Annotated in this window: 22 protein-coding genes; 17 read left to right on the forward strand and 5 right to left on the reverse strand. The window is 70.2% G+C overall.

Features of this window, described 5'->3' with window-relative positions:
- The first annotated feature begins 4 nt into the window (after positions 1-4).
- From FHR82_RS00690 to FHR82_RS00725, 8 genes are all read left to right on the forward strand, one after another.
- On the forward strand, positions 5-370 hold the full coding sequence (locus FHR82_RS00690) for a DUF3499 domain-containing protein (RefSeq protein ID WP_184808249.1): 366 nt from the start codon (positions 5-7) through the stop codon (positions 368-370).
- A gap of 205 nt (positions 371-575) precedes the next feature.
- Positions 576-1,931, forward strand: coding sequence for a phosphomannomutase/phosphoglucomutase (locus FHR82_RS00695; RefSeq protein WP_184808250.1), 1,356 nt, complete (start codon positions 576-578; stop codon positions 1,929-1,931).
- A gap of 12 nt (positions 1,932-1,943) precedes the next feature.
- On the forward strand, positions 1,944-2,171 hold the full coding sequence (locus FHR82_RS00700) for a Trm112 family protein (protein ID WP_184808251.1): 228 nt from the start codon (positions 1,944-1,946) through the stop codon (positions 2,169-2,171).
- A complete protein-coding gene (locus tag FHR82_RS00705) occupies positions 2,168-3,268 on the forward strand; it encodes a phosphoheptose isomerase family protein (RefSeq protein ID WP_184808252.1) in 1,101 nt (366 codons plus the stop codon). Before FHR82_RS00700 ends, FHR82_RS00705 begins: the two co-directional genes overlap by 4 nt.
- Before the next feature lie 2 nt (positions 3,269-3,270).
- A complete protein-coding gene (gene manA / locus FHR82_RS00710) occupies positions 3,271-4,473 on the forward strand; it encodes a mannose-6-phosphate isomerase, class I (protein ID WP_184808253.1) in 1,203 nt (400 codons plus the stop codon).
- 156 nt (positions 4,474-4,629) lie between these two features.
- Positions 4,630-5,550, forward strand: a complete 921-nt coding sequence (locus FHR82_RS00715) for a cation diffusion facilitator family transporter (RefSeq protein ID WP_184808254.1) — start codon at positions 4,630-4,632, stop codon at positions 5,548-5,550.
- Positions 5,551-5,607: 57 nt separating this feature from the next.
- Positions 5,608-7,092: an amino acid permease gene (locus tag FHR82_RS00720; protein ID WP_184808255.1), complete on the forward strand. Its 1,485-nt coding sequence runs from the start codon at positions 5,608-5,610 to the stop codon at positions 7,090-7,092.
- Positions 7,089-8,342 (forward strand): glutamate mutase L, encoded by a 1,254-nt coding sequence (locus FHR82_RS00725; RefSeq protein WP_184808256.1) that lies wholly within the window; start codon positions 7,089-7,091, stop codon positions 8,340-8,342. Before FHR82_RS00720 ends, FHR82_RS00725 begins: the two co-directional genes overlap by 4 nt.
- A gap of 299 nt (positions 8,343-8,641) precedes the next feature.
- On the opposite strand, the gene FHR82_RS00730 is transcribed toward FHR82_RS00725, so the two are convergent.
- Complete coding sequence (locus FHR82_RS00730; RefSeq protein ID WP_225943983.1) at positions 8,642-10,945, reverse strand: hypothetical protein; 2,304 nt, start codon at positions 10,943-10,945, stop codon at positions 8,642-8,644.
- A 95-nt stretch (positions 10,946-11,040) separates the two neighbouring features.
- Here FHR82_RS00730 and ahcY point away from each other — a divergent pair, with 95 nt between their 5' ends.
- The gene (ahcY, locus tag FHR82_RS00735; RefSeq protein WP_184808257.1) at positions 11,041-12,531 is read left to right on the forward strand and encodes an adenosylhomocysteinase; all 1,491 of its coding nucleotides are present in this window, start codon (positions 11,041-11,043) and stop codon (positions 12,529-12,531) included.
- Between the two features lie 360 nt (positions 12,532-12,891).
- On the opposite strand, the gene FHR82_RS00740 is transcribed toward ahcY, so the two are convergent.
- Entirely contained in the window at positions 12,892-13,461 is a 570-nt protein-coding gene (locus FHR82_RS00740; RefSeq protein ID WP_184808258.1) for a YdeI/OmpD-associated family protein, read from the reverse strand.
- Positions 13,451-14,236, reverse strand: a complete 786-nt coding sequence (locus FHR82_RS00745) for an META domain-containing protein (protein WP_184808259.1) — start codon at positions 14,234-14,236, stop codon at positions 13,451-13,453. The genes FHR82_RS00740 and FHR82_RS00745 overlap by 11 nt, the downstream gene beginning before the upstream one ends.
- 83 nt (positions 14,237-14,319) lie before the next feature.
- Between FHR82_RS00745 and FHR82_RS00750 the strand changes: the two genes are divergently transcribed.
- Entirely contained in the window at positions 14,320-15,045 is a 726-nt protein-coding gene (locus tag FHR82_RS00750) for a DUF1266 domain-containing protein (RefSeq protein ID WP_192772870.1), read from the forward strand.
- Positions 15,046-15,055: 10 nt separating this feature from the next.
- Positions 15,056-15,688 carry a dTMP kinase gene (locus tag FHR82_RS00755; protein ID WP_184808261.1) on the forward strand — a complete coding sequence of 211 codons (633 nt, stop codon included), beginning with the start codon at positions 15,056-15,058 and terminating at the stop codon, positions 15,686-15,688.
- A gap of 322 nt (positions 15,689-16,010) precedes the next feature.
- Here FHR82_RS00755 and FHR82_RS00760 read toward each other — a convergent pair whose 3' ends face one another.
- Positions 16,011-16,490: a VOC family protein gene (locus FHR82_RS00760; protein WP_184808262.1), complete on the reverse strand. Its 480-nt coding sequence runs from the start codon at positions 16,488-16,490 to the stop codon at positions 16,011-16,013.
- Positions 16,491-16,645: 155 nt separating this feature from the next.
- On the opposite strand from FHR82_RS00760, the gene mtrA reads away from it, so the two are divergent.
- Genes mtrA through FHR82_RS00775 form a run of 3 tightly spaced genes read left to right on the forward strand, consistent with a single transcriptional unit; the run spans position 16,646 to position 20,827 of the window.
- Positions 16,646-17,323, forward strand: coding sequence for an MtrAB system response regulator MtrA (mtrA, locus tag FHR82_RS00765; RefSeq protein WP_075123969.1), 678 nt, complete (start codon positions 16,646-16,648; stop codon positions 17,321-17,323).
- A gap of 13 nt (positions 17,324-17,336) precedes the next feature.
- A complete protein-coding gene (gene mtrB / locus FHR82_RS00770) occupies positions 17,337-19,079 on the forward strand; it encodes an MtrAB system histidine kinase MtrB (RefSeq protein ID WP_184808263.1) in 1,743 nt (580 codons plus the stop codon).
- Positions 19,076-20,827, forward strand: a complete 1,752-nt coding sequence (locus FHR82_RS00775) for an LpqB family beta-propeller domain-containing protein (protein ID WP_184808264.1) — start codon at positions 19,076-19,078, stop codon at positions 20,825-20,827. The genes mtrB and FHR82_RS00775 overlap by 4 nt, the downstream gene beginning before the upstream one ends.
- A 150-nt stretch (positions 20,828-20,977) precedes the next feature.
- On the opposite strand, the gene FHR82_RS00780 is transcribed toward FHR82_RS00775, so the two are convergent.
- Positions 20,978-21,595: a ComF family protein gene (locus FHR82_RS00780; RefSeq protein WP_225943982.1), complete on the reverse strand. Its 618-nt coding sequence runs from the start codon at positions 21,593-21,595 to the stop codon at positions 20,978-20,980.
- A gap of 529 nt (positions 21,596-22,124) precedes the next feature.
- On the opposite strand from FHR82_RS00780, the gene hpf reads away from it, so the two are divergent.
- From hpf to secA, 3 genes are all read left to right on the forward strand, one after another.
- Complete coding sequence (gene hpf / locus FHR82_RS00785) at positions 22,125-22,790, forward strand: ribosome hibernation-promoting factor, HPF/YfiA family (RefSeq protein WP_184808266.1); 666 nt, start codon at positions 22,125-22,127, stop codon at positions 22,788-22,790.
- 97 nt (positions 22,791-22,887) lie between these two features.
- Positions 22,888-23,352, forward strand: a complete 465-nt coding sequence (locus FHR82_RS00790; protein WP_184808267.1) for a hypothetical protein — start codon at positions 22,888-22,890, stop codon at positions 23,350-23,352.
- Positions 23,353-23,450: 98 nt separating this feature from the next.
- The gene (gene secA / locus FHR82_RS00795; protein WP_184808268.1) at positions 23,451-26,354 is read left to right on the forward strand and encodes a preprotein translocase subunit SecA; all 2,904 of its coding nucleotides are present in this window, start codon (positions 23,451-23,453) and stop codon (positions 26,352-26,354) included.
- Positions 26,355-26,420 lie beyond the last annotated feature (66 nt).

The raw sequence follows: 26,420 nt of genomic DNA on the forward strand, positions 1-26,420 counted from the left end.
CTTCGTGCGGAGCGTGCGGAAGTGTTCGCGAACCGGGTGCGGCCACCCGGCAGTGGCGACGCTGACCTACGCGTACGCCGACTCGACCGCCGTCGTCGGACCGCTCGCCACCTACTCCGAACCGCACAGCTACGACCTGTGCGAGGAGCACGCGCTGCGCCTCACCGTCCCCCGCGGCTGGGAGGTCGTCCGCCACGACGGCGAGTTCGCCGTCCCCGAGCCGTCGGTCGACGACCTGACCGCGCTCGCCGAGGCCGTCCGCGAGGCCGGCCGCCCGGACCGGCCGATCGAGCCGCCCGAGCCGGAGCGCCAGAACACCGGCGGCCGCCGCGGCCACCTGCGCGTGCTGCCGAACCCGGTCACCGAGTAACGCCGCCGGGTCCGCCACCCACGGGTGCTGCCCGGTCTTGGATCGACCAGCGGAGCGTGACGGCAGCCAGCTCTCCGCGACTGGTCGCTCGGTACGCGACCAGCACTTTTGAATTCGGGGAGGCGGGCTGGCAACACCTCACTCCCACATACGGCCGGACCAGTAGGCTCGCCTGAGGCAATCCGCAGACCTCTCGGGAGCACTGGTGCGTGACCTGTCCGGCGTCTTCAAGGCCTACGACATCCGTGGTGTTGTCGGCGAACAGCTCGACGCGGACCTGGTCCGTGACATCGGCGCGGCGTTCGCCCGCCAGGTGACCGATGCGGGCGGGATCGTGATCGGGCACGACATGCGTGCCTCCTCGCCCGGCCTCGCGAGCGCGTTCGCCGAAGGCGCGACCAGGGAGGGCGTCGACGTCGTGATGATCGGCCTCGCGTCCACCGACATGCTGTACTTCGCCTCCGGGCACCTGAACCTGCCGGGCGCGATGTTCACCGCGAGCCACAACCCGGCCAAGTACAACGGGATCAAGCTGTGCCGCGCCGGGGCCGCGCCCGTCGGCCAGGACACCGGGCTGACCGAGATCCAGCGCGAGGTGGAGGCGGAGACGCCGCCGACGGAGGGCGGGACCGCGGGCAGGCTCGAGACCCGCGACATGCTCACCGAGTACGTCGCGTACCTGCGGGGCCTGGTGGACCTGTCCGCCAGCCGTCCGCTGAAGGTCGTCGTCGACGCGGGCAACGGCATGGGCGGCCACACCGTGCCCGCCATGTTCGACGGCCTGCCGATCGACGTCGTGCCGATGTACTTCGAGCTCGACGGCAGCTTCCCCAACCACGAGGCCAACCCGCTGGACCCGAAGAACATCGTCGACCTGCAGGCGAAGGTCCGCGAGGTCGACGCCGACGCGGGGCTGGCGTTCGACGGGGACGCCGACCGCTGCTTCGTCGTCGACGAGCGGGGTGAGCCGGTGCCGCCGAGCGCGGTGACCGCGCTGGTCGCGGTGCGCGAGCTGAAGAAGGACCCTGGCGGGGCCGTGATCCACAACCTGATCACGTCCAAGGCGGTGCCGGAGATCGTCGCCGAGCACGGCGGCAAGCCGGTCCGCACCCGCGTCGGCCACTCGTTCATCAAGGCCGAGATGGCGAAGACGGACGCGATCTTCGGCGGCGAGCACTCGGCCCACTACTACTTCCGCGACTTCTGGCGCGCCGACACCGGCATGCTCGCCGCGCTGCACGTGCTCGCCGCGCTCGGTGAGCAGGAGCGGCCGCTGTCCGAGCTGACCGCCGAGTACTCGCGCTACGCCGCGTCCGGCGAGATCAACTCGACGGTCGATGACCAGGCCGGCCGCATGGCCGCGGTCAAGGAGACGTTCGCGAGCCGTGACGGCGTCACCATCGACGAGCTGGACGGTCTCACCGTCGAGTTGCCGAGCGGCGGCTGGTTCAACATCCGGCCGTCCAACACCGAGCCGTTGCTGCGCCTGAACATCGAGGCCGTGGACGAGGCGGCCGTCGCGGCCATCCGCGACGAGGTCCTCGCGATCGTCCGCGCCTGAGGAGGGACCGACATGGCGGTAGAGCTGGACCCGAGGCTCCTGGAGATCCTCGCGTGCCCGTCCGACGACCACGCGCCGCTGCGCCCCGGCACGCCGACCGACCCGGAGGCCGACATGCTCACGTGCACGTCGTGCGGCCGCCAGTACCGGGTCGAGGACGGCATCCCGGTGCTGCTGCTGGACGAGGCGATCGAGCCGGGGGCGGAGGCACCGGACAAGGAAGAGGGCGCCGACACGTGAGTGCCGCTGTCGACGACACCCTGCTGGACGACACCGGCAGGCTGTCCGACGTCGACGTCGAAGGGCTCCTGCCCGCGGCCGCGCGGGCGGGCGCCCAGGTGCGTGCCACGCTCGAGGCGGGTCGCGACGCGGGCATCGCGCGGCTCGCCGGGAACCGGCCGCGCGCGCTCGTGCTGCTCACCCGGCCCGGTCTCGGCCCGCACGCCGCCAAGCTGCTGATGCTGCTGCTGGGCCGCGCGTGCCCGGTGCCGGTGGTGCTGACCGACACCGCGCCGCCGTGGCTCGGCCCGCTCGACGTCGTGGTGGCGCACACCGACGACGCGGGCGACACCGAGCTGGCCGAGTCGATCGCCCGCGCGGGCCGCTACGGCGCGGGGGTCGTGCTGACCGCGCCGGAGGACGGCCCGGTCGCCGCCGCGGCCGCGGGCAAGGCCGTGCTGATCACGCCGCGGGTGCCGGTGCCACCCGGTTTCGGGTTCCCGCGCGCGCTCGCCGCCGGGCTGCTGGCCGCCACCACCCTCGAACTGCTGCGCACGGACCTCGACATGGTCGCCGACGAGCTGGACCGCGAGGCCGAGCGCGACCACATGCAGCACGAGTCGTTCGTCAACCCGGCCAAGGCGCTCGCGCTGCGGCTGGCCGAGCGCACGCCGTTGCTGTGGGGCCTGGACGACGTGGCGACCGGTGTCGCCTGGTACGCGGCGCAGGTGCTCGCCACGCACACCGACGTGGTGTGCGACGTGGCCGCCTACCAGCAGGCCGCGAGCCGCACCGCGCTGCACCGGGCCGCCGCGCAGGCCGCGTCGGGCACCGACATCTTCGCCGACCCGGACGACCTCGACCCGTCGGCGGCGACGCCGCTGCGGGCGTTCCTGCTGGCCGTCAGCGCGCAGCAGACCGATCCGATGCGCAGGATGGCCGCCGACATGCTGCCGGACGCGGACCTGATCACCCCCGCCGAGGAGATCACCGCGGACGTGACCGCGTGCGCCGCCGTGCTCGCACTGCGGTTCGAGATGGCCGCCCTGTACCTGGGGTTCGCGGCGGGCACGATCGGCGGCGCCACCCGCTACGCACCCGCGCGGCCGAGGGAGTGAGCGTGGAACTGCTGGAAAACCCCATCCGGCCCTACGCGTGGGGCTCGCGGACCACCATCGCCGACCTCGTCGGCAGGCCGGTGCCCGCGCCGCACCCGGAGGCCGAGCTGTGGATGGGCGCCCACCCCGGCGACCCGTCGCGCATCGGGGCGACCCCGCTGGTGGACGTCCTGGCAAGGGACCCGGCCGGTCAGCTGGGCGCGGAGATCGCCGAGCGCTGGGCGGGCAGGCTGCCGTTCCTGATGAAGGTGCTGGCCGCCGAGGAGCCGCTCAGCCTGCAGGCGCACCCGTCGGCAGAGCAGGCCGCCGAGGGCTACGCGCGCGAGGAGAGGCAGGGCATCCCCCGCGACGCGGCCACCCGCAACTACCCGGACCCGACGCCCAAGCCCGAACTGCTCTGCGCGCTGACGGAGTTCCACGCGCTGGCCGGTTTCCGCGACCCGCACCGCACGGTCGAGCTGCTGCGCGCGGTCGAGACGCCGGGCTTGTCGCCGTACGTCGAGCTGCTGGCCGCGGACCCGAACCGCGAAGGCCTGCGCGCACTGTTCACGACGTGGATCACGCTGCCGCAGCCCGCGATCGACGCGCTGATGCCGGAGCTGCTCGACGAGTGCGTGCGGCACGTGAAGGACCACGGCCCGTTCGAGCTGGAGTGCCGGACGGCGCTGGAGCTGGGCGAGAGCTACCCGGGCGACGCGGGCGTGCTGGCGGGGCTGCTGCTGAACCGGCTGGTCCTCGGCCCCGGCGAAGCGATCTTCCTGCCTGCCGGCAACCTGCACGCATACCTGCGCGGCACCGCACTCGAGGTGCTGGCGAACTCGGACAACGTGCTGCGCGGCGGTCTCACCCCCAAGCACGTCGACGTCCCGGAACTGTTGCGCGTACTGGACTTCAGCTACGGCGACATGACCGTCACGACCGGCGAGCCGGCGGGCGCCCGCCACGTGTACCGGACGACCGCCGCGGAGTTCGAACTGTCCCGCCTGGAATGGCACGGCGACGCCACCCCGGCCCGCCTGCCGGGCGGCACCCCACGCATCCTCGCGACACTCGACGGCGAGCTGACCGTGGCGGCCGCGGAGGAGAAGGTCGTCCTGCCGAGGGGCCGCGCGATGTGGATCCCGGCGAGCGACCCGGAGGTCACGCTCACCCCGGCGGACACGTGGACGCGTGCCTTCGCCGCCACTCCGGGCCACGCCCGCTGACATCTCATTGAGGCGGATTGTCCGTTTCGCGTTGTTTAATCCTATTTGCGCGAAATGACATGCCCGCAATTGTGGGCGGGTGAGACAACACCGCCCATGATTCTCTAGGCTGCTCTCGGATTTCCGGCAATACCGACATGGCATGAGGAGCGAGCGGTGAGCGCAGGGGGCGGTACCAAGGCGATTCTCGCGGCGTTGGTGGCGAACGCGGGTATCGCGGTGGCCAAGTTCGTCGGGTTCGCGATCACCGGCGCGTCGTCGATGCTCGCCGAGGCGGTGCACTCGGTCGCGGACACCTCGAACCAGGGTCTGCTGCTGCTCGGTCAGAAGACGTCGAAGCGCAAGGCCACCAAGGAGCACCCGTTCGGCTTCGGCCGCGACCGGTACTTCTACTCGTTCATCGTCGCGCTGATGCTGTTCACGCTCGGGGCGGCCTTCGCGTTCTACGAGGGCATCCACAAGCTGCAGCACCCCGAGCCGCTGACCTCGCCGATGGTCGCGGTGGTCATCCTGGTGGTCGCGATCGGGCTGGAGATCTACAGCTTCCGCACGGCCATCGTCGAGTCGCGCAAGATCAAGGGCGACGCCAGCTGGTGGGGCTTCATCCGCCAGTCGCGCACCCCCGAGCTGCCGGTCGTCCTGCTGGAGGACGCGGGCGCGCTGTTCGGCCTGGTGTTCGCGTTGTTCGGCGTCGGCCTCGCGGTCATCACCGGCGACCCGGTGTTCGACGCCATCGGCACGCTGATGATCGGTGCGCTGCTCGGTGTGATCGCCATCATCCTGATCATCGAGATGAAGAGCCTGCTGATCGGTGAGGGCGCCACGAGCCCCGAGCTGGACCGCATCGAGAAGGCCGTCGTCGCGGGCCGGGTGCAGCGCCTGATCCACATCCGCACCCAGTACATCGGACCGGACGAGCTGCTGGTCGCGGCGAAGATCGCGCTCGAGCCGGGGCTGTCGCTCGCGGACGTGGCGGCCGAGATCGACGCGGTGGAGAAGCGCATCCGCGAGGACGTGCCCGCAGCCCGCCTGATCTACCTCGAGCCGGATCTGGACCGCACGCCCGCCAACACCTGAGCCCGTTCCGGCGTTATCGTCAGCTGGCATTGTTGACGTGACGGGGAGGGGTGTGGCGTGCCGGGGTCGGGGTTGGCGCGAACCAAGTCGGTCGAGCAATCCATCAAGGACACCGATGAGCCGGGCGCACGGCTGAGGAAGAACCTCAGCGCGTGGGACCTGACGGTGTTCGGGGTCGCGGTCGTCATCGGCGCGGGCATCTTCACGCTCACCGCGCGCACCGCGGGTGACCTCACAGGTCCGTCGGTGTCGCTCGCGTTCGTGCTGGCGGCGATCGCCTGCGGCCTCGCGGGGTTGTGCTACGCGGAGTTCGCGTCGACGGTGCCGGTCGCGGGCAGCGCGTACACGTTCTCCTACGCCACGTTCGGCGAGTTCGTCGCGTGGATCATCGGCTGGGACCTGGTGCTGGAGTTCGCGGTCGGCTCGGCCGCGGTCGCCACCGGCTGGTCGGAGTACCTCAAGACGGTGCTCGCGTACATGTATGGCGACGGGGTGTCGACGTCGTTCGACATCGGCGGCGTGACGGTCAACTGGGGCGCGCTGCTGCTGGTGGCCGTGCTGACGGTGCTGCTGGCGGTGGGCACGAAGCTGTCGTCGCGGGTCAGCATGGTGATCACCGGCATCAAGGTCGCGATCGTGCTGTTCGTGATCATCTTCGGCTTCTTCTTCATCAAGGCGGCGAACTACAGCCCGTACGTGCCACCGGGTGAGACCGGTGGCGACGCCGCGTCGACCGGCGTCGACCAGACGGTCTTCTCGTGGCTCGCAGGCGGCACCAGCTCGGCGTTCGGCGTGTTCGGGCTCCTGGCCGGCGCGTCGCTGGTGTTCTTCGCGTTCATCGGCTTCGACGTGGTCGCGACGACGGCCGAGGAGACGAGGAACCCGAAGCGCGCCATCCCGCGCGGCATCCTCGGCTCGCTCGCGATCGTCACCGTGCTGTACGTGCTGGTGTCGCTGGTGCTGACGGGCATGGTCAACTACACGGAGCTGGCGAGCGAGGACGGCGAGCACAAGACTCTCGCGACGGCGTTCGCGCTGAACGACGTGGACTGGGCCGCGAACGTCATCTCGATCGGCGCGCTCGCCGGTCTGACGACGGTCGTGATGGTGCTGATGCTGGGCCAGATCCGCGTCCTGTTCGCGATGTCCCGCGACGGCCTCCTGCCTCGGGCGCTGTCCCGCACCGGTGAGCGCGGCACCCCGGTCCGCGCGACGATCCTGGTCGGTGGCCTGGTCGCGGCGGCCGCGACGTTCTTCCCGGCGGGCAAGCTGGAGGAGATGGTGAACGTGGGCACGCTGTTCGCGTTCATCCTGGTGTCGGCGGGGGTGATGGTGCTGCGCCGCACGCGTCCTGACCTGGAGCGTTCGTTCAAGGTGCCCGCACTGCCGGTGATCGGTGTGCTGGCGATCCTCGCGTGCCTGTGGCTGATGCTGAACCTGACCATCCTGACGTGGGTGCGGTTCTTCGCGTGGATGGCGATCGGGGTCATCGTGTACTTCGTGTACGGCAGGAGGCACTCGTTGCTGGGCAAGGAGAAGTGACGTTCCTCTGCCTGGACGTCGGTTCCACGTGGACGAAGGGCGCGCTGGTGGCCGCCGACGGTTCGCTGGTGGGCACCGCCCAGCACGAGACGACGCCGCCGGAGGTCCTGGACGGGGTGGCGGCGGTGACCGCCGCCCTGTCCGCCTCTTCCGCCGAGGTCCTGGCGTGCTCGTCGGCGGGCGGCGGACTGCGGCTCGCGGTGGTGGGCCAGGAACGCCTGGTCAGCACGGAAGCCGGGCACCGGGTGGCCCTGTCGGCGGGCGCCAAGGTGGTACACGTGTCGGCAGGCGAGATACCGAACGTGCACGCGGTCCGCGCCGCCCGCCCGGACGTGGTGCTGCTGGTGGGCGGCACGGACGGCGGCGACGAGAAAGTGTTGCTGCACAACGCGACGAAGCTGGCCCTGGCCCGGGTTAAGGTGCCGATAGTGCTGGCGGGCAACACCTCCGCCCGTTCGGCCGCGCTGTCCATACTGGACGGCAGAACGGTGGTGCCGACGGACAACGTGCTGCCGGACGTGGGTGAGCTGGCGCCGGGCCCGGCGCGAGCGGCGATCCGCGAGGTGTTCCTGTCCCACGTGATCGGCGGCAAGGGGCTGTCGAGAGGCCCACGGTTCCGGGAGCTGGTACGCACGGTCACGCCGGACGCGGTGCTGTCCGGGGTGGCGGTACTGGCGGCGCAAGAGGAGGACGGCGCGGTCCTGGTGGTGGACGTGGGCGGCGCCACGACGGATGTCTACTCTGCGGTGTCCATATTGGACGACACGCCGGCGGCCACGGTGGCCCTGCCACCCGACCGCAGGACGGTCGAGGGCGACATCGGCATGCGGGTGAGCGCCCCGGGCGTGATCGCGGAGGCGATCACCGAACGCCTGCTGCCGGCGGACACGAACCTGACGGAGAAGGCACGCGACCGCAACGAGAACGTCGACTTCATCCCGACGACGGACGAGGAGCGGGAAACGGACCTGCGCATCGCGGAACTGGCGGCGACCATCGCGATCCGCCGCCACCTCCGCATGATCGGCGGCCGCCTCGGCCCGAAGGGCGCGGCCACCCTGGTCCTGTCAGGAGGCGTGTTCCGCCACGCACCCTCGACGGCCCGAACGGAAAAGTCGCTGCGCGAAACCCTGGGCCCCATCCTCCGCGACGCCCGAGTGGTGGTGGACCACGAAGGTCGCCTTGGCCCGGCAGGGCTGCTGGCACAGGCAGGCCACCAAGCCACGGCGGCGGCCTTGCTGAGACTCTGAACCGAGCGCACCAGGCCCCCGGCGAGGCACCTCCGGAACGGCAAACCCGGGAGCAGCCGAGTGCGGTGTCCACCAACGTCGCCGATGCCCTGGAAGACGCTTTCGGGGCGTTGAGCGTCCTGAAAGCGCCTTTCGAGACGCCAACCGCCGCCCCACGGCCAGCTCAGAACCGAAACCGGCCGGAACGCAACCCCCACCCTGTCCCGGGGGCGTCCCGCCTTGCCAGTCTACCAGGTGGGGTGGATAAAGCAAAGGCGCGGGTGCCCAGCTGTGGATAACTCACCCTGCTGTGGACAACTTCACCGATCGCCCAGCGTGAAGAGCGCCTGCGGCTCCGCCGGATCCAGGCCCGCCGCCATGGCGACGGCGCGATCCCACTCCGGGTCGGCCGAATAGTTCCCATGCCGCTGCAAACCGGGCGTCCACCGCCGCCCCGGCAGCGGCCCGGGCTGCGGATCCGGCAGCCAGTGGTCGAGCCCCAGTACCAGCGCGCCATGCGGGCTCCGCGTCGCCGCCGCCAGTGGCCCCGGCGTCCCGTCGGCGCGGAAACCCATGCCCAGCAACGAATCCTCGAACACCTGCCGCCGCCACGTGGTCACCGCGCCGCCCAGCGCGTCCGTGCCCCGGCACAGCGACCGCCACCGGGTGCCCAGCTCACCGGCGAACGCGCCCATCGCCGAGAACGGCAGCACCGCCGGGAACGCCCGCGTGTACGCCCACTGCAGCTGCGACCCGACCGTCACGATCCCGATCCGCCGCCGCTCCGGCTCGTTCAGCGAGTTCAGCAGCCGCGCCACCGCGACCGTCGCCAGCAGGCTCCCGTGGCTCTCGCCGATCACCACCACCCGCGTCCCCGGCTCCGCCAGGTGCGTCATCGCGCGCGCCGCCACCTCGGGCGCCACCTTCACCGCGTAGCACGGCGGCACGATCGGGTGCGCCTCCCTCGGCCAGAAACATGCCAGGTCCGCCAGCACGCCCAGCTGCCGCCCCGACTCCGGCGCCCGCGCCGCGTTGTACACCGCCCGCAGCAGCCCGCCCGCCAGCGCGCCCAGCGCGAGCACCCCGACGGCCGACAGCGGCATCAGCCAGTCCGGCGTGCCGACGAACCGCAGGTAGATCGCCACCGCCGCACCCGCCGACAGCGCGCCGGAGCAGGTCAGCACGACGTGGTGCAGGTGCTGCCGGAACCATCCGGCTACTCGCCACTCCCGCGCCGGCGACCCCAGCAGCCGCGCCTCCGCCGAGTCGATCGACCGCAGCCTGACCAGCGCGAACGGGCCGGCCACGACCGCGACGACCGCACCGAGCACCGCGCCTGCGCCCCACAGCAACGTCACCGGCAGGTACCCGGGCGGCACCTGCATGCCCTCGGTCCCGAGCGGCTTGCGCACCGCGATGCCCAGCCCGGCGCCGAACCCGCCGCCGAGCAGCGCCGCCACCGCGAGCACGGGCGCCGCCATCCAGCCACCCGCCCACGGCCGCAGCTCCCTGGGTCGCGACCGCCACTCCCGCCGCGCGATCCGCGCCGCGGGCACCAGCAGCACCGCGAACACCGCGACGACCACGATCAACGCGGCCGCGATCGCCTCCACCGTCTGCTCGGTGCCGGTCAGCCGCAGCGGGTCCAGGCTCACCCCGGCCGCGGCCACCAGCGCCACACCCACCAGGTACAGCGCCCGGCGGGTCCACGGCCCGAGCGCCCTGCGCAGCCACGCACCCGCGCGCCCTGGCACCGCACCCCGCGGGTCGTCCAGCGCCAGGACCCCCGTGATCGCCACCGCCAGCAGGATCAACGCGAGCGTCCACAGCGCGGCGGGCAGCGGCTCGCCGGGCATGGCGAACGGGCCGCCGAGGGGGAGCAGGGCGACCGTCGCGAGCGCCGCCACCAGGTGCAGTGCACGCAGCGTCGGCGTGTCGGGGTCGGCGACCAGGTTCGTGCCCGGCAGGTGGACCCGTGCGTTCGGTGGCGTCGGCGGCGGGTTGCCCGGCGTGGCGCCCGCGTCCACCTCCCACGCGACGCACGAGATGCGGTGCAGCACGTAGATCGTCAGGAGAACCGGTAGAAGACCGATGGTGGGCCGCACCAGGTATGTCTCCCGCAGCCAGTCCGGCACCGTGTCCGCGAGACACGGCGAACCGGGCGCGAGGCACTGTGCCGCGACCAGGTCGAGACTCACGACCGCGGCCTGCGTGACGAGCAGCACGGTGAGGAGTACCGCCGCGAGCCGCAGCAGCGTCCGGCACGCGACGCTCAGCCTGCGTGCCAGGCCGTGCCCGGCGGGGACCGGCGGCAGCATCCAGTGCGCGACGTTCGCGAGTGCGAACGGGAAAAGCACAGCCCAGGCGGCCTTTGCCCAGCCGCCGGAGGTCATCCCGCCCCACGAGTAACCCTCGACGACTCTCGGTATCGACTGCCCCTCGGCCCGCAACATCGGTCCCGGCGCGGGGCGCAGCAGCCGGTCGGCGGGCTGGACGATCCGCCCGAGACCGTCCCCGGCGACGTCGACGGCGGCGACCGCCGAGACCAGCGTCTCCGGCCTGGTGCCCATCACGCCGTGGACACGTAGTTCGACCACGCGGGTGTCCGGCCCAGGCGGGAACAACCGACCCCTCCTTCTCTGCTCGACGACCACTCCAGTCGATCAACTGGTGGCAACGGTAGTGTTCTGGAGGCAATTGAGTCTGGAGGATGTACGGGATGACCGCAGTAAACAGCCAGGACGAGACCGTTAGCCGATACCTGCGCACGGTTGGCAACCTGGACTTCGCGGTGGCAGATCTGTCGCTGGCCGAGTTCGGGCGCAAGGAGATTCGCCTCGCGGAGCACGAGATGCCGGGTCTGATGGCCTTCCGGCGTGAGTACGCCGAGGTCTACCCGCTTCGTGGTGCGCGGGTCTCCGGCTCATTGCACATGACCGTGCAGACCGCGGTGCTGATCGAGACGTTGGTCGAGTTGGGCGCCGAGGTGCGTTGGGCGTCCTGCAACATCTTCTCGACCCAGGACCACGCGGCGGCCGCGGTCGTCGTCGGTCCGCACGGAACGCCGGAGGAGCCCAAGGGCGTCCCGGTGTTCGCGTGGAAGGGCGAGACGCTCGACGAGTACTGGTGGTGCACCGAGAAGATGCTCACCTGGGCCGCCGGTGCGGCGCCGAACATGCTGCTGGACGACGGCGGCGACGCGACCCTGCTGGTGCACAAGGGCACCCAGTACGAGGCCGCGGGTGTCGTGCCTCAGCCGGACGACAACGACTCCGAGGAATGGAAGATCATCCTCGAGACGCTGCGTAACTCGCTCGCTGCCGACAAGCAGAAGTGGACGCGCACCGGCAAGGAGATCATGGGCGTCACCGAGGAGACCACCACCGGTGTCCTGCGCCTGTACCAGCTGGCCGCCGCGGGTGAGCTCCTCTTCCCGGCGATCAACGTCAACGACTCGGTCACCAAGTCGAAGTTCGACAACCGCTACGGCATCCGCCACTCCCTGGTGGACGGCATCAACCGCGGCACCGATGTCCTCATCGGTGGCAAGGTCGCGGTCGTCTGCGGCTACGGCGACGTCGGCAAGGGTTCCGCGGAGTCGCTGCGTGGTCAGGGTGCCCGCGTCATCGTCACCGAGATCGACCCGATCTGCGCCCTGCAGGCCGCGATGGACGGGTACGACGTCCAGCGCCTCGAGGACGTGCTCAACAGGGCCGACATCATCATCACCACGACGGGTAACAAGGACGTCGTGATGGCCGAGCACATGGCGAAGATGAAGCACCAGGCGATCCTGGGCAACGTCGGCCACTTCGACAACGAGCTCGACATGGCGGGCCTCGCGCGCTACCCGGGTATCCGGCGGATCAACATCAAGCCGCAGGTCGACGAGTGGGTCTTCCCGGACGGGCACTCGATCATCGTGCTCTCCGAGGGCAGGCTCATGAACCTCGGCAACGCGACCGGCCACCCGTCGTTCGTGATGTCGAACTCGTTCTCCAACCAGGTGATCGCACAGATCGAGCTGTTCACCAAGAACGAGGAGTACGACAAGGAGGTGTACCGGCTGCCGAAGAAGCTCGACGAGAAGGTCGCCCGGATCCACCTCGAGGCTCTCGGCGGTCAGCTGACGAAGCTGTCCAAGGAGCAGGCCGAGTACATCGACGTCGACGTCGACGGCCCGTACAAGTCGGACCACTACCGGTACTGATCGTTCGCCAAAGGCCGGCTCCCGCTTCGGCGGGGGCCGGCCTTTGTGGCCTCCGGCCCCCGGATTCCAGCGTACGGGGTGGGGGCGACGGTTCTCGGCTCGTTATGGCGTGCTGTGGACAACCGGCGGTGCTGTGGACAAGTCGTGGTCCGCGCCGCGTTGTCGTCGGTGGCCCGGACTACGCTGGATTCCGGGGGGCCGACGGCCACCGTTGATCTTGCCTGTGGACAACCGCGGCTGGTTGTCGGTGCCGGCGGCCAGGCTGGATGTCGGGGGCCGACGGCCTTCGAGGGGTCTCACCGCGTTCGCGCGGAGCGCGGGGCGTCTGTGCGTGCGCTTCGGTCCGCCATCGTCGCGGGGCTAGTGCAGTGTCTCGCCGCGTTCCAGCATGCCCACGAACTTCTCGATTCTCCGCGCGCGGGTTTCCGGGCGTTTCGCCTCCTCCACCCGGTAGAGAATGGCGTAGCGGTTCTGGCTCGTCAGCGTCGTGAAGAACTCCGCCGCCTTCGGGGACGCCGCCAGCGCCGCCGCCAGGTCCGCGGGCACCGTCGAGCTTGCCGGGCCCGCGTACGCGGCCTCCCAGCGGCCGTCCGCCTCCGCCGCCTCCACTTCGCGCAGGCCGCGGGGGAACATGCGGCCCTCCGCGATCAGGCGTTCCGCCGACGCCCGGTTGATCTTCGACCAGCGGGAGCGGCGGGTGCGTGGCGTGAACTTCTGCGCGAACCACTGGTCGTCGACGCGGCGGGCGGTGCCGTCGATCCAGCCGTGGCGCAGGGCCTCCTCCAGTGCCTGGTCGTGGTCGACCGACTCGAGGCCGGTGCCCTTCTTCGCTATGCGCAGCCACACGCCCTGGGTCTCCGCGTGGTCCGCCAGCCACGCCGCGAACTCCGCCTGACCGGCGAAGGTCAGCTCGGGCAACTCACTGGGCATGCAATCCGATCCCCTTGCCGGACGGGTGCGTGAACGTCAGCCGGTCGGCGGTCAGCTCGTACGTCACCTCGTCCCGCAGTGCGTCCGCTACCGCCTTCTCGCCCTGCATGATCTCAGGTGCGCACGCCATCAGCGTGGACATGCCCGGCGTGAAAGTGACTGTGTCGCCCGCGATCACGTACTCGGCCGTGTAGCCGTTGCAGTGGGTCTCCGCCACGACCTTCGTGCCGTCGAACACCAGCGTCACCTCCGGGGCACCAGCGGGCATGCTCGACGCGGTCTGGCCGTCGACCAGCGTGTCCAGCACCCACGTGGTGCCCTTCAGGTCGCGTGTGGTCTCGGCCTCGGCCGCCATGTCGAACACCGTAGTTCCCGTGCGGATCGTCAGGCGGCCGTCGGTCAGCTCCCACTTCGGGTTCGCCGACAGCACGCCCGCGACGAACTCGTCCTGGTCGTGGCGAGCTGTGTCGCAGCCCATCTCCGTCATCGACAGGCCGCCGTCGACGGTCAGCGTGCCGTCCGCCGTGTCGACCTGGCCCTGCATGATGTTGCAGCCCGCCCGCGCGATCAGCCTGCCGTCGTCGGTGAACTCGACCGACAGTTCGGTCTCCGGCGCCAGCTGCCTCGGCTCGCCGGACTCGGTCACCGCCATGGCGAGAAACGTCTTGCCGCGCAACGGATCCGGCTGCTGCTGCCCAGCCGGTTCTTCCTGGGCGGCGCCTCGCGCGCCGCACCCCGCGAGGACCAGCAACATCAGCACCGCGACGATTCTCATACCTCCAGGACGGAGTCGGCCACCTGTCGCGTTGCACGTCGCTACACTCCGGCCGCGTGGTGGTCTGTGATCACGTGGAGGGGATGGTCAGCGCCCCACAGGGACCGTTCTACGGACCGCTGGCCCACGGCTACGCCTGCGGCGCCCACATTCCCGTGCACGTCTCGAGCCCGTGGAACGCGCTGGACGACCCCGTCCGCGACTACGCCGCGAACCGCGAGTCGCTCGCCGACAACTGGGGCGTGACGACGGCGGAGGACTGGTCCCGCCAGGTCGACTACCTGCTCGGCGGCATGAACATCGGACCTGAGGTGGACGCCGTGCTGAACGTGCGGCGCACGCTGCTGCGCCAGCAGGGCCACTACGACCTGTTCACCTGGCAGAACGCCGTCGGCGAGTGGGCCAGGCGACAGCGGAAGGAACCCGCCGAGGTCGAGGAGATGGTCCACCTCGCAGGCGTGGTCACCCGCTACGAGTCGCGGTTCCGCACCGACGGTCTTCTGCCGCACCACGGCCTCGTCACCAGCCTCTTCGGCTACGACTTCGGTCGCGCCGTCAACATGGCCCGGTGGGGTTTCGGCGGCCGTTTCTGCGACTACCGGACCGCTGAGCGGATCGTGCTGCGTGCCGGGGAGCTGTGCCGCCAGCACTACACGTCGTGGGCCGATTTCAGCGCGGGCTACGCGCTCGGCCGGGTGATCCGGTTCGACAAGGAGGAGTACGGACACATGTACGTCTCCGTGCTCGGCCCGCACCGGCTGCTGATGACCGACCGGACCAGCCCGTGGTGGCACGTGCCGTTCGCATAGGGTGCCCCGCGTGGGACGACTGATCGTGATCGAGGGCATCGACGGCGCGGGCAAGCGCACCCTCGCCGACGCCCTGGACCGTGCGCTCGCCGGGAAGGTCGCGCGGCTCGCGTTCCCGCGCTACGGCGTGGACGTGCACGCGGACCTGATCCGCGACGGCCTGCACGGGCGGCTGGGCCCGTTCGGTGACGAGGTGTACGGCATGGCGATGCTGTACGCGCTCGACCGCAGGGCCGCCGCCGCCGACCTGCGCGCCGCGCTCGACGCGCACGAGTACGTCCTGCTGGACCGGTACGTGGCGTCCAACGCGGCGTTCGGCTCGGCCCGCCTGCACCAGGACGCCCGAGGTGAGTTCGTGCGCTGGGTCCACGCGATCGAGATCGAACGGTTCGGGCTGCCGCTGCCGCACGCCCACCTGCTGCTGCGGGTCGCCCCGTCGGTGGCGGCGGAACGTTCGACGCGCCGCGCGCTGACCGACGCCGAGCGCGGCCGCGACACCTGGGAGTCCGACGACGCACTGCAGGCCCGGGTGGCAGCGGTGTACGACGGGCTGGCCACCGACAGCTGGCTGGCCCCCTGGCACGTCGTGGACGGCACGACAACCCCCGACGCGGACGAGCTGGCCAAGAGACTCGCCGAGTAGTTGTCCACAGCAGGGTGAGTTATCCACAGCTGGACCAACGTGCCTTTGCTTTGTCCACCCCACCTGATAGACTGGCAAGGCGGGACGCCCCCGGGACAGGGTGGGGGTTGCGTTCCGGCCGGTTTCGGTTCTGAGCTGGTGGCGGTTGGCGTCTCGAAAGGCGCTTTCAGGACACTCAACGCCCGGAAGCGTCTTTCAGGGCGTCGCGGCGGCGCGAAGGCACCTTTGAGGCCTCGCCGTTCGGGGGCCGCGACCGGCTCCGGTCAGGAACCATCGGCTTTACCGATTGCGGTCCGGCCGGGTTTGCCGGGGTGGTCGTTGCTTACGGTGCGCCGACCAGGTCCGCGCCCCAGTGGGCTATCTCCGCGTTGATGTCCAGGCGGGCGATGGTCGGGTTCGCCGCCATTTCCGCTGTCACCCGGTCGCGGGGGACGAACCACGAGATCTCGAACTCGATGCCGTCGGGGTCCTTGGCGTACAGGGACTTCGAGACCGCGTGGTCCGACGAGCCGACCAGGGCGCCCACCTTCGTGAGCTTCTCTTCGAAGGCCGCCAGTTCCGGCAACGTGTTGACCGACCACGCCAGGTGGTACAGGCCGACGCCGCTGCCCGGTTTGGTCCCGTTGCCGCGGACGCCGAAAAGGCCGAGGTCGTGGTCGTTGTCGGAGTCGGCGGCGCGCAGGAAGGCCGCGGCCGGCCTGCGGTGGACCACCGTGAAACCGAGGATGTCCGTGTAGAACGTGACGCTGCGGTCCACGTCGCGCACGTACAGCACGGCGTGGTTCAGCCTGCGGATGCCCATAGCGGCCGCGCACCTCCGTGCGTCCCTGTTCAACCTTCAACAGATAGATTGCCGGTACACCCTGAAGCGTTACAACCGATCACCCGGAGTGCGGAAACCGGATGAACCGACCGGGTCTCGCGCGAATGAGCTTCACGAAGTGCGACGATGTAACCATGAAGGCACGTGTGCTGGTAGTGGACGACGACCCGGCCCTGGCCGAGATGCTGACCATCGTGCTGCGGGGCGAGGGCTTCGACACCGCGGTGGTCGCTGAAGGCAACCGGGCGTTGCCCGCGCTGCGCGAGCTCAGGCCGGACCTGGTCCTGCTCGACCTGATGTTGCCCGGGATCAACGGGATCGACGTGTGCAAGGCGATCCGCGCCGAGTCCGGCGTGCCGATCGTCATGCTGACGGCGAAGAGCGACACCGTCGACATAGTGCTGGGCCTCGAGTCCGGCGCCGACGACTACGTCGTGAAACCGTTCAAGCCGAAGGAGCTGGTCGCCAGAGTGCGCGCGCGGTTGCGCCGCACCGACTCCGAGCCTGCCGAGATGCTGTCCATCGGCGACCTCACGATCGACGTGCCCGGCCATGAGGTCACCCGTGACGGTGTCGCCATCCAGCTCACGCCGCTCGAGTTCGACCTGCTCGTGGCGCTGGCCCGCAAGCCGCGCCAGGTGTTCACGCGCGAGGTGCTGCTCGAGCAGGTCTGGGGCTACCGGCACGCGGCGGACACCCGGCTGGTGAACGTCCACGTGCAGCGGCTGCGTTCCAAGGTCGAGACCGACCCGGAACACCCCGAGGTGGTGTTGACGGTGCGTGGGGTGGGCTACAAGGCTGGTCCACCGTGATCGGACGGTCTCGGTGAAGCGGTCCTTCCGCGCGGTCGCCCGCCACGGCGCCCGCGCGGTCGCGTTCGGCCAGCAGCGCGCGGTGTACTTCGGAGAGCTGTGGCGCCGCTCCCTCCAGGTGCGGGTTGTGGTGTCCACGCTCGCGCTGTCCTCCGCCGTGGTGTTCGTGCTGGGCATGGTTCTGCAGAACCAGATCACCGACCGCCTGCTGGAGACCAAGGAGGAAGCGGCGATCGCCGCCACCCGCGACGCGGTCGTGGTGGCGCAGCGCGAGCTGACCGGCGTGAACTCCGCCGTCGACGACGTGCGGCCGCGCCTCACCCAGGCCCTGAACAAGCTCACCAGCTCGACGCCGAACACCGACACCGCCAGCTCGTCGGCGGGCACGTTCGAGCCGGTGCTCGCGAGCGCCCCGCCGATCGCGGCCGACGACGCCAGCATGATCAGCGCGGGCCCGTACAGCGACGTGCCCGACAGCCTCCGGCACTTCGTGGAGAACCGCAGGCTCGCGGTGCAGATCCACACGGTCGACCGGTCGTCGGGGCGCACCACGTTCCTGATCGTCGGCGCGCCGTTCGGGTCCGGCCAGGAGCCGATGCAGCTGTACATGCTGTACCCGCTGACCGCGGAGCAGTCCACGATCGGCGTCGTGCAGAGCACGCTGCTCGTCGGCGGCCTCGTGCTGCTGTTGCTGCTCGCGGGCATCGCGAACCTCGTGACGCGCCAGGTCGTCCGCCCGGTCCGCAGCGCCGCGCAGGCCGCGGAACGGTTCGCGGGCGGTGAGCTGGACGAACGGATGGTCGTCGTCGGCGAGGACGACGTCGCGCGGCTCGCCCAGTCGTACAACGAGATGGCCGAGAGCATCGAGAGACAGATCCGCCAGCTCGAGGAGTTCGGCACCCTGCAGCGCCGCTTCACCTCCGACGTGTCCCACGAGCTGCGCACGCCGCTGACCACCGTGCGGATGGCCGCGGACGTGCTGCACGCGTCGCGCGAGCAGTTCCCACCCGGCCTCGCCCGCTCCACCGAGCTGCTGGTCGACGAGCTGGACCGGTTCGAGTCGCTGCTCGGCGACCTGCTCGAGATCAGCCGCCTGGACGCCGGTGTCGAGGAGCTCGTCGCCGAGTACATCGACGTGCGGCCCATCGCCGTGCGCGCCGCGCAGGCCGTCGCCACGATCGCGCGCAACGCGGGCACCGAGATCATCCTCGACCTGCCGGACGAGGAGGCCTCCGCCGAGGTCGACTCGCGCCGCATCGAGCGGGTCATGCGCAACCTGCTCGCGAACGCGGTCGACCACGGCGACGGGCACCCCGTGCGGCTGCGCATGGCCGTCGACGACAAGGCGCTGGCCGTGACCGTCCGCGACTACGGCGTCGGCCTGCGCACCGGCGAGGCCGACCTCGTGTTCAACCGCTTCTGGCGCGCCGACCCGTCCCGCAACCGCCACACCGGCGGCACCGGGCTGGGGCTCGCCATCAGCCTCGAGGACGCCCGCCTGCACGGCGGTGGCCTCGACGCGTGGGGCGGGCCGGGCAAGGGCGCGTGCTTCCGGCTCACGTTGCCGCGCCGACAGGGCGTCCCCTACACCGACAACCCGCTGCCGCTCCCGCCGCCGGACGCCGACGTGCCGTCCGCGGACGTCGAGCCCCGGGAAGGCGACGCCGTCCGGGTCACCGTCGCGAGCGCCACCGAGCCCGAGAGCCCCGAGCCGGAACTCGAGCCGCCCACCCCGGTATGGGAGGAGGCCAGATGAGACGGCGCCTCTCGGTCACGCTGCTCGCGATCGCGGTGCTGGTGCTCGCCGGCTGCGCCAACATCCCGGAGGAGTCGACACCGCACGCGGTCCGCGACGAGCAGCAGATCGTGCCGGAGGCCGCCGAACGGCCACCGACGCCGAACCTCAACGCGTTCGACCTCGTGCGCGAGTTCGTCAAGCGCTCGGGCAACCCCGAGGCCGCCTCGATGTACCTGACGGACAAGGCCAAGGAGCAGTGGCCGGCCGACAGCAAGCCGTACGTCATCCACGACACGTTCAGCACCGTGCCCATGTCCAACGACGACCAGAAGCAGTCCGGTGAGGACCAGGGCGGCGTCGAGTCGGGACGTGTCGTCGTGGTGCTGCGCGTGACGCAGATCGGCACGCTCGGCCAGGACAACGCGTTCATCCCGCGGATCGGCAACCCCGAGTTCCGGGTCGGTGTGGTGCGCGAGAACGGCCAGTGGCGCATCGACGCGCCGCCAGAGCACGTGTACGTGCCGTACTCGTACTTCAAGACCAGCTACCGCGCCGTCACCGTGTACTACTTCGACCCGGACCTGCGCATCACCGTCCCCGACCAGCGCTACGTGCCCGCGGCGCCCGCCGCAGGGCTGCCTGCCCGCGTGATCAAGGTCCTGCTGTCCGGCCCGTCCGACTCGATCCGCCGGTCGGTGGTGTCCCCGCTCGAGGGCGTCGGTGCCCGCACCAACGTGGTGCCCGACGCCGACGGCACGCTCGTCGTCGACCTCAATCCGCTCGGCGACAAGAGCGAGGAGCAACGCGAGAAGATCGCTGCCCAGATCGTCCTGTCGCTGCAGACCGTCACGTCCAGCCGCCTCCGCATCAAGGGCGACAACGTGGACCTGATCCAGGGCCACGGCGACTGGCGCCTGTCCGACATCAAGCAGTACGACACCGCCACCAAGCCCGGCCCCGACCAGCAGGGCCTGCTCGTGTCCGGTGGCAGGCTCCGCATGCTCCAGGACGGCAAGGCGGCCCCCGGCCCCGCCGGTGAGGGTGCGTACGACGTCGTCAGCGCCGCCCAGTCCATCGACGGTGAGCAGCTCGCGGTCGTCACCCAGGTCGACGGCAGGCTGCGCCTGCGCGTCGGCCGCTACGGCGAGGCACTGCAGGAGGTCGCGCTGGACGCCACGACCATGTCGAGACCGACCTGGCGGGTGTCCACCGGCGACGACCAGGACGCCGGCGAGGTGTGGACCGTCGAGGACGGCAACGTCGTCCGCGTCGTCCGGGCGGGCGACGAGACGTGGCGGTCGGTCGAGGTCAACGCGTCGGCGCTGAACGAGAACTTCGGCTCGATCACCGAGCTTCGCCTGTCCCGCGACGGCACGAGGGCCGCGATCGTCACCAGCAGGGGCTGGGTCGTCCTCGCCGCCGTGGTGCGCGACAAGGACTCGGTCAGCCTCGCACTGCCCCGCACGCTGTCCCCGACCATGATCGTCAACGCCGTCGGCGTCGACTGGCTGAACCAGCACACCCTCGTGGTCGCCACCCGGCAACCGCAGATGCCGGTGATCAACCTGTCGCTGGACGGCCTCACGATCGACCACTACGACCCGAACAACCTCCAGTTACCGGTCCGCGCGATCACCGCCGCTCCCGACCGCGAGGTCGTCGTCACGGACAGCGCCGCTGTCTCGGTCGTGTCCGGCCTCGGCCAGGTGTGGCACCGTCTGCAGAACGGCCAGGGCCCGAGCTCGATCCCGTTCTACCCGGGCTGACGGCTGTCCATCGGCTCCCTCCTTTCGTGGATGGGCAAGGGTTCTGGTGGTGTCGGGTTGGTCGAGGGACGTGTCAGGTGGCGCCTGGGGCGACCGGCCGGTTGCCCACGTAGTCGGCGCTGGCTTCGCCTCGACAGGCTCAGCGAGCCCTCACGTGGCCGTGAACGCCAGTACCGTCACCTCCTCCGTTCCGCCGTGGCGCAGCGCCGCCACGCAGGCGGCGGCTGTCGCGCCGGTTGTGATCACGTCGTCGATCAGGACAGCGGACCGGGGCGCCCGCCCCGCGCACCGCAGCCGGCCGCTCAGGTTCGCCACCCGGGCGTCCTGGTCGAGGCCCACCGAGTCCCGTGCCCGGCCGGACAGGCGCAGCACCGGCGACACCGATGCCCGGTGTCCCGCGTGGACCAACGCGGTGGCACAGGCGCGGGCCACCGCCGTCATGTGCTGGCCGTACCGGGCGCGGGCCGCGGACGGCCGGGACGGTGCGGGCACCACGACATATGGCCCTGCCCGGATCGTCGGCAGTGCGTGTGCGAACGCCCGTCCCAACGGCACGGACAGCTCGTGCCGCCCCTTCTCCTTGTACGCCAGCACAAGCCTGCGCGGGGCGCCCTCGTAGCCCGCGAGGGCGTACGCGGCCGCGCCGAGGTCGGGCCGGGGCACCGGGCGCACCTTCAGCGCGCCCGCGCACTCGGCGCACCAGGCGGTCGCGGGGGCGTCGCAGCCCGCGCAGCGGTTGGGCAGGACCAGATCCAGAATCGAACGCATGGTCGACATGATGCACCACGACACCGACAAAAGCCCAAGTCCCGGAAGGAGGAACCTTCGTCGCTGGGAGTTGCGTCAGAACGTGTGTTTCAAGGACTGGGAGACGGCGCATACCTCCTTCTGAGTGAACTTGTTCGGGGAACCTTGATCACTCGAAGACCGTTGAAGGGTTATGGAAGGCGCGATCAGTCGATCATCGCGGAAGGCAGCCGTGCCTGGTCCGGCTGGCCGAGCGCCACGCGCGCGGCCGGCGGGCGGGCCCTCGTGCGCGAAGGGGGGCCACGTTGCGCTCAGTCACCCGGGCGGGACGTACAAGTTCCCCCGCCGAGGGGGCTTTTGCAAAGGCACAACGCGAGATAACGTCTCGGCATCAGCTTTCCCGGTTTTCGCAGGGAGGAGGCGAGTAGCCATGACCCTGGCGCCGGTGGGGCCCTGAGGTAGGGGAGCCCCTCAAGCCCCCTGGAGAGTCCAGATTTTCCCGGCGCCGCCGTTAGTTCACTATCTCGCTGACAGGCGAGGGAGGTTGTGTATGGACATCGTCGTTAAAGGCCGCAACGTCGAGGTGCCCGATCACTACCGAGTGCACGTCGAGGAAAAGCTCACCAGGCTCGAACGCTATGACCGCAAGGTAATCCGGTTCGACGTGGAGCTGTTCCACGAGCCCAACCGCAGGCAGTCGAAGAACTGCCAGCGCGTCGAGATCACCGGCAAGGGCAGGGGCCCCGCCGTACGCGCTGAAGCGTGTGCAGGCGACTTCTACGCCGCGCTCGACGCCGCCGTCACAAAACTCGAGAACCGCCTCCGCAGGCTGCACGACCGCAGGCGCGTGCACTACGGACGCAGGGGCCAGACCTCCGTCGCGGAGGCCACCGCGCACGCCTCCACCGAGCTTTCCGCGCTGCCCGCCACGAACGGTCGCGCGCAGACCGCGGTGCTGCCCGCGAGAACCGAGCAGGCCGTAGGCCTTCCCGAGGTGCCGTCCCAGCGCTGGGAAAGCGCTGAGGAGGACAACCTTCCTGGCAAGATCGTCCGGGAGAAGGAGCACCCGGCCAAGCCGATGACCGTCGACCAGGCTCTCTACCAGATGGAGCTGGTCGGACACGACTTCTTCCTCTTCCATGACGCCGATGCCGACAAGCCGAGCGTCGTCTACCGCAGGAGGGGCTTCGACTACGGCGTGATCAGGCTGGTCTGACACGAAACGCGACAAGCCCCTGGGAGACAGCCCGGGGGCTTTCGCATGTGCGCGGCCGGTGCACGCGTTGTGCCCGGTGCCGGTACGGTGCGGGCCCATGCGCACTGCCAAGATCATCGCTGTTCTGTTCGCCGCCACCGCCGCGCTGGGGGTCAGTGCCTGTGGCAGCGACGAGCCGCAGGACTCCGGACAAGCACAGCAGGAGACCGCGGCACAGGACGCCGAGGAGAAGGACACCGCGGAGAAGGACGCCGAGACCAAGGCGAAGTCAGCCGACGAGCTGGCCAAGGACGTCGAGATCGTGACGTGCGAGAGCGGCACCGGTGCCGGCGTGAGCGCGACCGTCGAGGTCACGAACTCGCTGGACGAGCCCATGGAGTACATCGGCACCATCAACTTCCTGGACGCCGCGGGAACCCTGCTCACCGAGGGCTACTTCAACACCGGCACCCTCGAGCCCGGCGCCAAGTCGACCGAGGAGGTACCCGGGGCCAACGTCTACGAAGTGGTCCAGGGTGCGACCTGTGAGCTGGTCGAGGTGAAGATCGACGAACCGGTCTAGGCAGCCCGGTTCGAGGACGGCCTACGATGGGGGCAGGGTGAGGCAGCTCTCTCCCTGTCATAGGCGCGCACACGATCCAGCTAGCGAGGTTGAACCTGATGGTGCTGTCCCGGATTCTTCGAGCGGGCGAGGGCAAGACGCTCAAGCATCTGAAGCGGATCGTCGAAGAGGTCAACGGCCTGGAGGACACGGTCCTCGACCTGACCGACGCCCAGCTGCGAGCGAAGACCGACGAGTTCCGCAAGCGCTACGAGGAGAGCCGCGACCCGGACCTCCCGGACGGCGAGACCGACGAGGACGCGCTCGGTGACCTGCTGCCGGAGGCGTTCGCGGTCATCAGGGAGGCCGCCAAGCGGGTCCTGGGCCAGCGGCCCTTCGACGTGCAGATCATGGGTGGCGCCGCGCTCCACCTGGGCAAGGTCTCCGAGATGCGCACCGGTGAGGGCAAGACCCTGACCGCGGTGCTGCCGTCGTACCTCAACGCGATCTCCGGCAACGGCGTCCACCTCGTCACCGTCAACGACTACCTGGCGAAACGTGACGCCGAGTGGATGGGCCGCGTGCACCGCTTCCTCGGTCTCGAGGTCGGCGCGATCCTGTCCGAGATGACGCCGCAGCAGCGCAGGTCCGCCTACCGCGCCGACGTCACCTACGGCACGAACAACGAGTTCGGCTTCGACTACCTGCGCGACAACATGGCGTGGAGCCTGGACGACATGGTCCAGCGCGGCCACAGCTTCGCCATCGTCGACGAGGTGGACTCGATCCTCATCGACGAGGCGCGGACCCCGCTGATCATCTCCGGTCCCACCGACCAGAACTCCCGCTGGTACCAGGAGTTCGCGCGGATGGTGCCGAACATGAAGAAGGACGTCCACTACGAGGTCGACGAGCGCAAGCGCACCGTCGGCGTCACCGAGCCGGGCGTCGCCTACATCGAGGACCAGCTGGGCATCGAGAACCTGTACGAGGCGGCCAACACGCCGCTCGTCGGCTACCTCAACAACGCGCTCAAGGCCAAGGAGCTGTTCAAGCTCGACAAGGACTACATCGTCCGCAACGGCGAGGTCCTGATCGTCGACGAGTTCACCGGCCGCATCCTGGCCGGCCGCCGCTACAACGAGGGCATGCACCAGGCCATCGAGGCCAAGGAGAAGGTGGAGATCAAGGCCGAGAACCAGACGCTCGCCACGATCACCCTCCAGAACTACTTCCGGCTCTACCACAAGCTGTCCGGCATGACCGGTACGGCCGAGACCGAGGCCGCCGAGTTCCAGGGCACCTACAAGCTGGGCGTCGTGCCGATCCCGACGAACCGGCCCATGGTCCGCATGGACCGCTCCGACCTCATCTACAAGACCGAGGAGGCGAAGTTCGAGGCGGTCGCCGACGACATCGCCGAGCGCCACGAGAAGGGCCAGCCGGTGCTGATCGGCACCACGTCCGTCGAGCGGTCCGAGTACCTGTCGAAGCTGCTGGTCAAGCGCCGGATCCCGCACAACGTGCTGAACGCGAAGCACCACGAGAAGGAGTCGGCCATCGTCGCCGAGGCCGGCCACCGCGGCGCGGTCACGGTCGCGACCAACATGGCCGGTCGTGGTACCGACATCGTGCTCGGCGGCAACCCCGACCACCTGGCGGAGGAGGCCCTGCGGGCACGTGGCCTCGACCCGCTGGAGACGCCGGACGAGTGGAAGGCCGCGCTGCCGGGGGCGCTGGAGAAGGCACGTGCGGAGGTCCACGCGGAGGCCGAGGAGGTCCGCGAGGCAGGTGGCCTGTACGTGCTCGGCACCGAGCGGCACGAGTCGCGGCGCATCGACAACCAGCTGCGTGGTCGTTCCGGCCGTCAGGGTGACCCGGGCGAGTCGCGGTTCTACCTGTCGCTCGGCGACGAGCTGATGCGCCGGTTCAACGCCGCGTTCGTCGAGCGCGTCATGGTGACGATGCGGGTGCCGGACGACCAGCCGATCGAGGCGAAGATGGTCACCCGCGCGATCAAGAGCGCGCAGACGCAGGTCGAGCAGCAGAACTTCGAGATCCGCAAGGACGTCCTCAAGTACGACGAGGTCATGAACCGGCAGCGCAAGGTCATCTACGGCGAGCGCAGCCGCGTCCTGAAGGGCGAGGACCTGCACGACCAGGTCGAGAACATGATCGTCGACGTGGTGACCGACTACGTGCGCGCCGAGACCGGTGGCGGCTACGCGGAGGACTGGGACCACGAGAAGCTGTGGACGGCGCTGAAGACGTTGTACCCGATCTCGCTGAAGTTCGACGACCTCGTCGAGGAGGCCGAGGCGGAGGGCAAGGACCTGACCTCGGAGTTCCTCGAGGAGGCCATCGTCGCCGACGCGAAGCGCGCGTACCGCGACCGCGAGGCGGACATCGACGCGAAGGCGGGCCCGGACGCCATGCGGCGGCTGGAGCGTCAGGTCATGCTGTCGGTGCTGGACCGCAAGTGGCGCGAGCACCTGTACGAGATGGACTACCTCAAGCAGGGCATCGGCCTGCGGGCCATGGCGCAGCGCGACCCGCTGATCGAGTACCAGCGCGAGGGCTTCGACATGTTCGCGACCATGCTCGAGGCGCTGAAGGAGGAATGCGTCGGCTACCTGTTCAACCTGCAGGTCGAGCAGCCGGAGCCGGAGCCGTCGGACGCCGCCTCGCTGCCGTCGGCCGCTGACCGGGTGGTGCGGGCACAGCGCGCGGTCGCCGCGGCACAGGCCGCGCAGCAGGCTCAGGCCGAGCGGGTCGCTGCCGCCGAGGAGAAGATCCCGCCCGCGCTGCGTGGGAAGGGCCTCGGGGCGCCTCCCGGTGGACCGCAGAAGCTGACGTACAGCGGACCTGCCGAGGGTGGCGGCGTCGAGTCGCGGAGCAACAGCTCGAACAACGGGCGTGACGGTGGCAGCGCTGACGGCAGCGGTGGCAGTGGCACGCGCCGGGAGCGTCGTGCGGCTGAGCGGGCCGCGCAGAAGAAGGGCAAGAAGGGCCCTCGTCGGTAGTTTGCCCGGGCTGGCCATGCCCTGAAAGACGCTTTTCGGGACGTTGAGTGTCCTGAAAGCGTCTTT

The organism is Actinophytocola algeriensis, assembly GCF_014203735.1.
In the GTDB taxonomy this organism is placed as follows: Bacteria; Actinomycetota; Actinomycetes; order Mycobacteriales; family Pseudonocardiaceae; genus Actinophytocola; species Actinophytocola algeriensis.

Coding starts and splice junctions, on each gene's coding strand:
- FHR82_RS00780 (WP_225943982.1), bottom strand. CDS start 21,595: ATGCGTTCGATTCTGGATCTGGTCCTGCCCAACCGCTGCGCGGGCTGC.
- FHR82_RS00740 (WP_184808258.1), bottom strand. CDS start 13,461: ATGCCCAGTGAGTTGCCCGAGCTGACCTTCGCCGGTCAGGCGGAGTTC.
- mtrA (WP_075123969.1), top strand. CDS start 16,646: ATGAAGGCACGTGTGCTGGTAGTGGACGACGACCCGGCCCTGGCCGAG.
- FHR82_RS00790 (WP_184808267.1), top strand. CDS start 22,888: ATGCGCACTGCCAAGATCATCGCTGTTCTGTTCGCCGCCACCGCCGCG.
- FHR82_RS00700 (WP_184808251.1), top strand. CDS start 1,944: ATGGCGGTAGAGCTGGACCCGAGGCTCCTGGAGATCCTCGCGTGCCCG.
- hpf (WP_184808266.1), top strand. CDS start 22,125: ATGGACATCGTCGTTAAAGGCCGCAACGTCGAGGTGCCCGATCACTAC.
- FHR82_RS00745 (WP_184808259.1), bottom strand. CDS start 14,236: ATGAGAATCGTCGCGGTGCTGATGTTGCTGGTCCTCGCGGGGTGCGGC.
- ahcY (WP_184808257.1), top strand. CDS start 11,041: ATGACCGCAGTAAACAGCCAGGACGAGACCGTTAGCCGATACCTGCGC.
- FHR82_RS00760 (WP_184808262.1), bottom strand. CDS start 16,490: ATGGGCATCCGCAGGCTGAACCACGCCGTGCTGTACGTGCGCGACGTG.
- secA (WP_184808268.1), top strand. CDS start 23,451: ATGGTGCTGTCCCGGATTCTTCGAGCGGGCGAGGGCAAGACGCTCAAG.
- FHR82_RS00750 (WP_192772870.1), top strand. CDS start 14,320: ATGGTCAGCGCCCCACAGGGACCGTTCTACGGACCGCTGGCCCACGGC.
- FHR82_RS00775 (WP_184808264.1), top strand. CDS start 19,076: ATGAGACGGCGCCTCTCGGTCACGCTGCTCGCGATCGCGGTGCTGGTG.